This window comes from Paenibacillus peoriae KCTC 3763 (genome assembly GCF_000236805.1).
Taxonomy (GTDB): Bacteria; Bacillota; Bacilli; order Paenibacillales; family Paenibacillaceae; genus Paenibacillus; species Paenibacillus peoriae.
The window spans coordinates 482,390-491,810 of sequence record NZ_AGFX01000018.1 but is presented as its reverse complement, the minus strand read 5'-3'; the positions used below and the strand labels follow the sequence as shown (position 1 = coordinate 491,810).

The following is a 9,421-nucleotide window of genomic DNA, read 5'->3' as shown; positions in this document are numbered from 1 at the left end:
TCTACATAGTATTGGGTGTTATCTGTCAGCGGGTGGTCCAGCTCCATCGACACGTTCTGACCACTAATATGGATCGTTCCCCCGAAGGTCGTACCTCCGCTCACGCTAATCCGTCCCACTTCACTTCCATCTTCCTGATGCACCACCAGGTGGCCTGTACCCAGTTGCACCTCTTCACTGAATGCCATATACAGGTTTTCATAAAAAGAAACGCCACTTGCCTGAGGTGAAAGCCACGTATAGTATGGGGGCTCGTCCATTTGCGCCTGCATATAGACCGATGAAACCACGCTGGATGAAGAAGCATCTTGGAAGAATCCGTCAGAAACTGATACATTCTCGGTCGCGTTGTTGCTTACGCTCTCTGATGCAAATGCCGCCGACACATAAGGGTTTGCCAGGTTGAGCACCTGTGTTGTCAGTACACTTGCCTTAATCATTCGATTTACATGATTCTTATTTCTTTTTTTCTTGCTCATATACGTGCTCCTTTTATTTGGGTGTGAATGGAACGGTGAAATTCATGGATCTCACTCTTAATTTCCATATAATCTTGTTGACACTTCCATATGAAATCCCCGAAGTACAGCAGAATTTGCTCCCCTCTGATCAGAGGATTTCTACTGCTCTGAATGGCATCCATTTTGCTGTACAAAAACTCATACCGCATACGATGGCGAGGCAAAACATATATTTTGAAAAAACAATTGCCTATTAATGAGGCAAACAAGTCATCAAACTGCCCGAACGACACGTTCAGCATATTGGCCTGCTTCAGACTGAGCTTATGTTTGATGTCAAGTAGAGCATAGTGAATCTGTTCCATAATTGCTTGAAATTCCTCTTCATCCCGCTGAAGTTCTTCAATACGTGACCTCAGAAACAAGAGATCGTATTCCGAATTACTGCTAGTTTGCAGCCACGAATCGTTAATCTGACCTTTTAACCGCGTCTGGATTACCTCTTCCAAGTTCTGAAAAGATGTTCCCTTGATAGCAGCGCCTTCGCGCGTTGTGTTAATAAATTCAGTTCCCTTCGCTGTACTAATGTAAAATTCCATCTCTGTTTTCATTTTGATAAAAGAATGTCGTGTAACCACCTGCTGGCCATGAACGCCCTCTACACGCGGCAAATCCCCACTAGCTGGAACACCTTCGGCATGAGTAATCCCCGCAGCATAATATTGTTCATCACGATAAGCTAAATTTTGCCCTACCAACACAATAGGTTCTGCTTTCATCCGGATCATACACTGGAGTGCAATGACCGCTACAGAAGGAGCATCGTTAATAACTCTCGGTTTATGTCCCTCCGGTGTGCGCAGTAGGTGCATGGATAGCTCATCCTGAGAGATGATGATATGCATAAGACGACCTGGATAAGCATCGAGTGTGTGTTTGCCGACCGTACTGCCGAAAATGAGTGGAATAGAATCAATTCCCTTGTCGATCACCTTTTGAATTACATTTACGTTGTATTCGTTCGGGTCATAACTGAATGTGCCGTGCGGATAAATGCCATGCTCCACCAGCGTATTCACTGCCGACCCTACCGTAAACAGGTACGCAAGATTATTCTCACGAATATGACGAAGGTGCTCAATTTCGTCGTTAAGCGAAGGACCAGCAGATATAATCAAGACTGGCTTACCCTCAATATGCTCTGATCCCGTGTGCAGAAAATCTGAACTATGTAAAATAAAAGGGAAATTATGAATACTGTTTAATGCCCATTTTTTTTCGTACACGTTATTGATAGCCATTTTGTCCTTCTTGTTAGAGACCATCCTGTACAATATTTCATTAAACTTCTTCAGTTCCGCAGTAAATAGAGAGCCGTACGGAAGCCACGGAACAACCAGCACTCCAGATACACGGTCAATCAACTTGTACAGTGTACCGAGCGTTTCCCCAGTAATTGCTCCTACCATAACTTCTTCGATCATCTTGTCAGCCAGCCAGTCGTTTTCATTCAAGTGCTGCAAAAAAATATTCATCACACCCGTATCCGGCTCGACGATGGAGAAGCTGGTATTTGGGTGTCTACGCAAAAATTCACGGATATGATACCCTAGTCCTACTCCAAAAAAAATCACGTGCGCTTGAGGTTTAACTTCTTTAAAACCGGAAACAAATAGCTCTGCTTCCCGCCCAGGCTGCTCAGGATCATGCAAATAATATGATCGTCCCTCACGAGTCAGTGCTATGTTGAGCTCGTTGGTTTTAGAAGCCAGCAACTCACATCCTTCTCCTGCCTGAAGCAGATGAAGCCGAGGAAAACGGCGGTACAAGGAATTGTCTCTACGATGCTGCGATGCCATTTTCCATTCCTTTCCACCCGATATCTCATAAAACCAACTACACAGGTCAGATGAACCCATATACTCCCTAGAATAGTATTCTGATTTTATGTAATATCTGCGTCATTATATTTTAAATCAGAAAAAAATAATCCTAAATCACCCTGATTATGGATTATGTATCGGCTATTCTTTGTATAAACTTTAGGTCTTAAGAACCTATTTATAAATAAAGATTTTGTAACCAACCCAGCATCTGCTTGAACCAACTATATATAGACTCAAATGCTGCAGTTCATCTACATGTCGCCCCTTGGAGCACCAAAAATAAAAACCAACAAAATAACGCAATAGTTATTAAGTTTGCTTACACTATTATCGAATTAGTACCCTCAAATAAATATTACATAATTGTTAATTTATTGGTTTGTTAACCCTTTCAACACATGATACATTGGAATAAAGAACCTCCCCACTGATCGGCATCGATGCGCAGTTCTCTATCGGGCTAAGAAAGGAATGGCTTGTCTTGCAAAAGAGAGAAATTCAAGAGAGTTCTCTATATTCCCTAAAGCTGTATAACTTTTTTCTATATGGAGCTATGGTCATTTTTTCCAGCTTCTTCCCATTGTATTTGCAGGATATCGGCATGGACAAGCTTGAAATCGGGAGCCTGATGGCCATTGGACCTTTTGTATCCGTATTCGCGAACCCTTTTTGGGGATATACAAGTGATCGGAGCCGCAACCTCCGTCGCATACTACTAGTTATGATTATAGGCACATTGTTATTGCTGCAAGCTTTATTTCATGTCCATACGTATGTCATGATTTATGTATCGATGATTGGTTTTTATTTTTTCCAAAGCCCTTTATTCGCCCAAAGCAACAGTCTTATTCTCAGCTACATTGAGGGCACGGATCGAAAATTCGGTTCGTTTCGCATATGGGGCTCCTTCGGCTGGGCTGTGACTGCGGCAGTTGCCGGCATGCTCGTTGACCAGATGGGAACATCCAGCATATCCAACATCTTTACGGTACTGCTGCTGGCTGCAATGATCTGTACCTTGACGATCCCGCCACTGAAAAGCACTGTGGGGACAGCAGCCATTCATTTGCGTGGCTTTGGCAGCATTTTGATGAACGGCTACTTTATATCCTTTATTTTATTGGGCATCCTTGTATCCATCCCGAATTCGATCAACAGTGCCTTTATGTCCCTGTACATTACCGAGCTGGGCGGGTCCAAACTGATGCTTGGTTTTGCCGTCTTTATGTCATCGGTATTCGAAATTATTGTCTTTTTGTTATTTGATCGCTTCTTGAAGAAAAAAATGACCGTGATGGTCGGCTGTCTGGCCCTCGTCAGCTTGCTGTTTGCCTTACGGTGGGAACTGATGGCCCTGGCCACAGACCCGATTCAGATCGTATTCATTCAGGCACTTCATTGTATCACCTTCGGTGGATATTTTTATGTAGGTACCCAGTTAACCGTCCTGTTCACCCCCACTGCTTACCGTTCATCCGGGCAGGCTGTATATACCTTGACCTGGAGCGGTATTTCCGGCATTGTCGCAGGTTTTGCAGGAGGCTGGCTGTTCCAGAACTTCGGTGGCGAAATGATGTACAATGTAGGGGTCTTCTTCGCCCTGCTTGGCTCTGTAGGATTCGCCATCATGTGGTATATGCTGCACAAGAACGGCTACCAGCCCAGTCATGCAGACGAGCACAAACGAATAGAAGAGTCCCTTTAACAACACCAGTGGAATGCGGTATATCTATCGTCAACAAGCACTTATCAAGAGCAAGCAAACATAAAAATAAAGGAGTCTGCCCACGGGCAGACTCCTTTTTTAGCTTGGTCGGACAAAACTACCTTTTGTTCCGCTCTTTCCAACCACCTATTGCTTAGGCAACTGGAAAGAGCTTTTCAGCGATACAACACGGTTAAATACAGGCTCGCCCGGCTTGGACAGCTTCGGATCAACACTGAAATAACCATGACGGAAAAATTGGAACTTGTCCTGCGCTTGAGCCTCTTTCATGTTTGGCTCCACGTAGCCATGAGCAATTTCCAAAGAGTTCGGATTCAATTGATCAAGGAATGTTTTTTCCGATCCGTCCTCTTCCATTGCTTCAGGTTCCTCTGCATTAATCAAAGGCTCGTACAAACGGAATTCAGCCGGAACAGCCTGAGTAGCCTCTACCCAGTGGATCGTTCCCTTCACTTTACGTCCAGTAAAGCCTGATCCACTCTTGGTTTCTACATCATAGGTACAGTGAATTTCAGTCACGTTGCCGTCCGCATCCTTAATTACATCGTTGCATTTAATGAAGTAAGCATGTTTGAGACGTACTTCATTACCAGGGAACAAGCGGAAGTATTTGCTCGGCGGATTTTCCATAAAATCCTCACGCTCAATGTAAATTTCACGAGAGAATGGAATTTGACGTGTGCCAAGCTCCGGATTTTCTGTGTTGTTTTCCGCCTCCAGCATTTCAACCTGTCCCTCAGGATAGTTGGTAATAACCACCTTTAACGGATCAATGACTGCCATGGTACGAGGTGCCTTGAGCTTCAAATCCTCACGTACAAAATGCTCCAGCACCTGCAAATCGATGACTCCGTAGGCCTTGGAAATGCCTGTCTCGTATACGAAATTGCGGATGGCCTCCGGCGTATAGCCACGACGACGCAAGCCGGAAATCGTCGGCATACGTGGATCATCCCAGCCATCTACGTGCTTCTCATCAACCAGAAGCTTAAGCTTGCGTTTGCTGGTTACCGTTTGAGCCAAATTCAGCCGTCCGAATTCGTATTGATGAGGCACCTTTTCCATTTCACTTTCAGCCACAACCCAGTCGTACAATGGCCGTTGATCCTCAAACTCCAGCGAGCAGAGCGAGTGGGTCACGCCCTCAATCGCATCCTCCAGCGGATGCGCATAGGAATACATCGGATAGATGCACCATGTGTCGCCTGTATTGTGATGTGCTGTATGCGAAATACGGTAAATAACCGGATCACGCAAATTGATATTTGGCGAGGCCATATCAATCTTAGCGCGCAGCACCTTTTCACCGTTCTGATATTTACCTGCACGCATCTCTTCAAACAGCTTGAGATTCTCTTCCACGCTGCGATCGCGATAAGGGCTATTTTGTCCCGGCTCAGTCAGCGTACCGCGAGTTTCGCGGATTTGGTCCGCGCTTTGGTCATCCACATAGGCTTTACCCTTTTGGATCAACAGAATGGCACGTTTGTACATTTCTTCAAAATAATTGGAAGCATAGTGTTTTTCTTCCCATTCATAACCGAGCCACTTCACGTCCTCCTGAATGGAGTTTACGTATTCCGTGTCTTCCTTCGCCGGATTGGTATCGTCAAAGCGCAGGTTCGTGCGTCCTCTGAATTCATCTCCCAGTGAGAAATTGATCCAGATGGCTTTGGCATGTCCAATGTGCAAATATCCGTTTGGTTCAGGCGGAAAGCGTGTAACAACCTCCTTTACCTTACCCGTTCGTAAGTCCTCTTCAATGACACTTTTAATAAAATTGGGGGGAGTGATCGGCTTCTCCACGCTAATCAACCTTTCTTCCGTATAATCTGTGCAAAACCTGTTCCCTTAAATATACCCTTTCATAACACATAACTCAATAAAATGAAAATCCATATGCTCTCTACAGCAAAAAAAGGTGCAAGTTATGAAAAAGAGTTAACATTTTCGGCAAATAAATTCGTTATATTGTATATATCTTTTAATTTGTTCGGAAAAGGAGACCCACCCGTGTTTAAGCTGCTTATCGTAATCCTGCTGTCTATGCTGTTGTCCTCTTCCGTGATGACAACTGCACATCCTTCATCAAGCCCGACGACTCGGCCTGTGCAATCACGTCCGTTAGCTGTCGCTCCAGAAGACTCATCCGTCAACTTATACGCTGTGAATCCGTCACAAGGGCTGTTCCGTTCGGCTGTGCTGGAAATCGGTCAGCAACACCGCACATTTGGATGGTCAGGCTCAGCAGATATCTCCACCGCACCACAGTTATATTACAAGGATGTAAACGGAGATGGCGTCCGTGAAGCCGTCGTAATCATTACACGTGCCTCGGGAACGGGTGTCGAATTGCAGGAACTGCATATTGTCAACGCGCAGACGATGGAGGAGTATGTGGTCGAATCAGCGACAGACGCCGTGTCCCGGCGTGTACAGAGCCTTGTGGAGCTGCGCGACCACAACCAGCAGGTGCATATCGCTGTTACGATTGACGGTGCCACCACATACACGATGGATCCAAAAGTGTCAGCGTTTTACGATGATCCTTCCCAATTTACGAAGCAGCTCGATTTTAACTCTGTCGTGATATATGATGCCGAACAGTCCTCTCTAAGAGCCACCTTATCCGGCAGTGTATCGCCAACCGAATTTGTAGGTGATTTGAAGCTGAAGTATGTATACGAGCATGGACGGTTTCAGGTGGGGCCTATAGAATTTGAAGCTTCCTCTCCATTTTGACGACTCTCGCAGAATAAGGTAGCATGGGATTAAATGCTAGACTGGCTGGTTTAGCGATTTTCCGAGTGAAAGAGGGGATCAATCATGTTTACATACGCATTGGACGAACGCACAGTCCTTCGGCCGCTCACCAAAGAGCATGTGCAGCCTCTGTTTGAGCTAATCGAAATGTCCCGTGACCGCTTGCGTCAATGGCTTCCATGGGTAGACTCTACCACGGAAATCAGCCACACAGAGCAGTTCGTACAGAGCGCCCTGAAACAAGCCGCAGAGAATGGCAGCCTGACCGCCGGCATCTGGATGGATAACGAGCTTACTGGCATTATCAGCTACCATGAGATCAATTGGACTCACCGTTCGGTCAGCATTGGATACTGGCTTGGCCACGGCTACGAAGGACAGGGCCTCATGACCAGCGCCTGCCGCGTATTCGTCGAATATGCGTTGATGGAGCTGGAATTGCATCGGGTCGAAATCCGCTGCGCAACTACGAACCGCCGCAGTCGTGGTATTCCGGAGCGTCTGGGCTTTGTGCTCGAAGGTATTGTACGCGAAGCAGAATTGCTGCCCGACGGCTACATGAACCATGCAGTGTACGGTATGCTCCAAAAGGAATGGAAGCAGCTTCGATAACACTCCACCATACAAACAGCGCCGCAGTCTATAGGATCTGCGGCGCTGTTTATTATGAGCAGGACATGAAAAACGAATATTGCTGTTCGCGGCCTCCGGCCTATTTTAAGAAATAGGCCATTAACACATCATCCACAAATTGACCTGCGATGTAAAACTCCTCATGCAGACGTCCTTCGATCTCGAAACCGCATTTCTCATAGAACATAAGGGCTTCCGTGTTACAGGAGAGCACCCGCAAACTTAATTTGCGTATACCCTCAGCGGCAGCAATGTCCTTCATCGAGTTCATAAGCGCCATCCCAATGCCTCTACGATGATAATCGGGATGTACGGCTATATTGATTTCCAGCACATGGCGATTACTAGCCAACAGTGTTGGAGAACGAAATCCGACATACCCGCAGAGCACTCCCTGCTCAATGGCGACCAGTTGGGAACCCGGAGGCGAATTGCGTAAAAACTCCCCACGCGACTTCCATGACAGTGAAGCGGGGGCCGTTCGTTCATTCCATACCAATTCATCCAGCGCAATCAGATCAGGAGCATCCTTCATCTCCGAATGACGTATCGTCAGGGGTTGACTTATAAACAAATCCTTTCAATCCTTCCTGTGAAGGCTTTCCTGAAGCAATAACTGTTGCTATCCGTCACTTATTGTACCATAATCACGGCTCATTACTGAACTTTTATCGGGACTTAAGAACTGGGAGTATCCGCCTTGGTAGTAGCTTCGAAAACATCCAAATCATGCCGGGAACGGTTCAACCAGCTATGCAGGACAAAAAACAGAATCGACAACACTGCTACACCTATAGCCAGCCAAAGTGCGGGCGGTAAACCGTCGAAATCATATAGCCTTCCCATAATATAAGGTCCCAGCACCCGTCCGGCTGCGCCAATGCCCCCCACAAGCCCGATGTAAAAGGGCGCTCCATGGCCTCCGTGATCAGACAGAAATGCCGGAACCGCAGGGGCAATCAGCATTTCTCCCAGTGTAGCCAGGACCATAGCAAATATCATCCCCGTGTAGTTCTGTGTACCCAGCATGATGAGATAAGCCGCCAGGTAAAATCCTCCGGCCCATGTCATTTGGGCTGAAGCATGCCGGGCATACAGACGTTTTATCCAGAAAATAATCGGCTGTGCAGCAAAAATAAGAATACCATTCAACGTCCACAGAAGCCCGTACATCGTTTTAGGCAAGCCCTGCTCGATAATAAATGGAGATACTCCCGTATTCCAGATGGAATTGCCAAACCATAAAAAAAGCGACCCCAGGCCAACAAACAGATACAGTCTGGTATCACGAAAAAGCGGCCCGGCCGATAACTCTTCTCTTTTCCTCACTGACTTGCTGAGATGAACTTCCCCCTCTTCCCGATCCACCCTGCTAAGATAGGACCAGAAAAATCCGGCAAATACCGCTGAGGTTACCCCATTCATCACAAAGCTGAGCTGATAGGAAAGATCCGCCAGAACGCCGCTCAATCCCGTTCCTAAGGCCACCCCGATATTATTGGCGACATAAATAATATTAAACAGCTCACCCCGACGGTCAGCGAAACGAAAACCTACAAAGGCCTGAATCGCAGGCACGGATACCACATTAAAAAAGCCGATAAAGCCCATCATGATGACAAACGCAATCCAATGTCCGCTGGTAAATGGAAGCGTGAGAAGTCCCAGCGCGTTCATAGCCAGTGAACCGACAATCAGTTTCTTGGCTCCAATACGGTGATACAGGGCTCCTCCCAGCACCTGACCAAAAATCCCGCCCAGGGACTGCACTAAAATCGCAATCCCTGCATCTCCCATACTGCGGTTCAGCTCGTCAAACACGTACATGCTGACAAGCGGCCACATCAGGGAGCTTCCGGCGGAATTAATCAAGCTGGCGACGAGAAATACTTTAACTTCTCTCGGATAAGTTTCCAACCATTTCATATCTTTTGTTTCTCCTTTAACATCTG

8 protein-coding genes are annotated in these 9,421 nt (G+C 46.4%); 3 read left to right on the top strand and 5 right to left on the bottom strand.

Annotated elements, in window-relative coordinates:
* Together KQI_RS0113145 and KQI_RS0113140 are read right to left on the bottom strand one after the other, a co-directional pair.
* Window positions 1-479 (bottom strand): Ig-like domain-containing domain (locus KQI_RS0113145; protein ID WP_010347234.1); only part of this gene is annotated, 479 nt, incomplete at its 3' end.
* Window positions 476-2,320, bottom strand: coding sequence for a motility associated factor glycosyltransferase family protein (locus tag KQI_RS0113140; protein ID WP_010347232.1), 1,845 nt, complete (start codon window positions 2,318-2,320; stop codon window positions 476-478). The genes KQI_RS0113140 and KQI_RS0113145, both read right to left, overlap by 4 nt.
* A gap of 508 nt (window positions 2,321-2,828) precedes the next feature.
* On the opposite strand from KQI_RS0113140, the gene KQI_RS0113135 reads away from it, so the two are divergent.
* Window positions 2,829-4,052 carry an MFS transporter gene (locus KQI_RS0113135; RefSeq protein WP_010347231.1) on the top strand — a complete coding sequence of 408 codons (1,224 nt, stop codon included), beginning with the start codon at window positions 2,829-2,831 and terminating at the stop codon, window positions 4,050-4,052.
* Between the two features lie 147 nt (window positions 4,053-4,199).
* Here the strand turns inward: KQI_RS0113135 and KQI_RS0113130 are convergent, their stop codons facing one another.
* The gene (locus KQI_RS0113130) at window positions 4,200-5,879 is read right to left on the bottom strand and encodes a glutamine--tRNA ligase/YqeY domain fusion protein (RefSeq protein WP_010347229.1); all 1,680 of its coding nucleotides are present in this window, start codon (window positions 5,877-5,879) and stop codon (window positions 4,200-4,202) included.
* A 207-nt stretch (window positions 5,880-6,086) separates the two neighbouring features.
* On the opposite strand from KQI_RS0113130, the gene KQI_RS0113125 reads away from it, so the two are divergent.
* Both KQI_RS0113125 and KQI_RS0113120 read left to right on the top strand, forming a co-directional pair.
* Complete coding sequence (locus KQI_RS0113125; protein WP_010347228.1) at window positions 6,087-6,815, top strand: hypothetical protein; 729 nt, start codon at window positions 6,087-6,089, stop codon at window positions 6,813-6,815.
* Window positions 6,816-6,899: 84 nt separating this feature from the next.
* Window positions 6,900-7,448 (top strand): GNAT family N-acetyltransferase, encoded by a 549-nt coding sequence (locus tag KQI_RS0113120; RefSeq protein ID WP_010347227.1) that lies wholly within the window; start codon window positions 6,900-6,902, stop codon window positions 7,446-7,448.
* Window positions 7,449-7,548: 100 nt separating this feature from the next.
* Here the strand turns inward: KQI_RS0113120 and KQI_RS0113115 are convergent, their stop codons facing one another.
* Both KQI_RS0113115 and KQI_RS0113110 read right to left on the bottom strand, forming a co-directional pair.
* Complete coding sequence (locus KQI_RS0113115; protein ID WP_010347226.1) at window positions 7,549-8,043, bottom strand: GNAT family N-acetyltransferase; 495 nt, start codon at window positions 8,041-8,043, stop codon at window positions 7,549-7,551.
* 104 nt (window positions 8,044-8,147) lie between these two features.
* Window positions 8,148-9,395 carry an MFS transporter gene (locus KQI_RS0113110; RefSeq protein WP_010347225.1) on the bottom strand — a complete coding sequence of 416 codons (1,248 nt, stop codon included), beginning with the start codon at window positions 9,393-9,395 and terminating at the stop codon, window positions 8,148-8,150.
* Window positions 9,396-9,421 lie beyond the last annotated feature (26 nt).

What these genes read in the sequence shown, in the direction of transcription:
- KQI_RS0113140 (WP_010347232.1), bottom strand. Translation starts at nt 2,320, where the DNA reads ATGGCATCGCAGCATCGTAGAGACAATTCCTTGTACCGCCGTTTTCCT.
- KQI_RS0113120 (WP_010347227.1), top strand. Translation starts at nt 6,900, where the DNA reads ATGTTTACATACGCATTGGACGAACGCACAGTCCTTCGGCCGCTCACC.
- KQI_RS0113110 (WP_010347225.1), bottom strand. Translation starts at nt 9,395, where the DNA reads ATGAAATGGTTGGAAACTTATCCGAGAGAAGTTAAAGTATTTCTCGTC.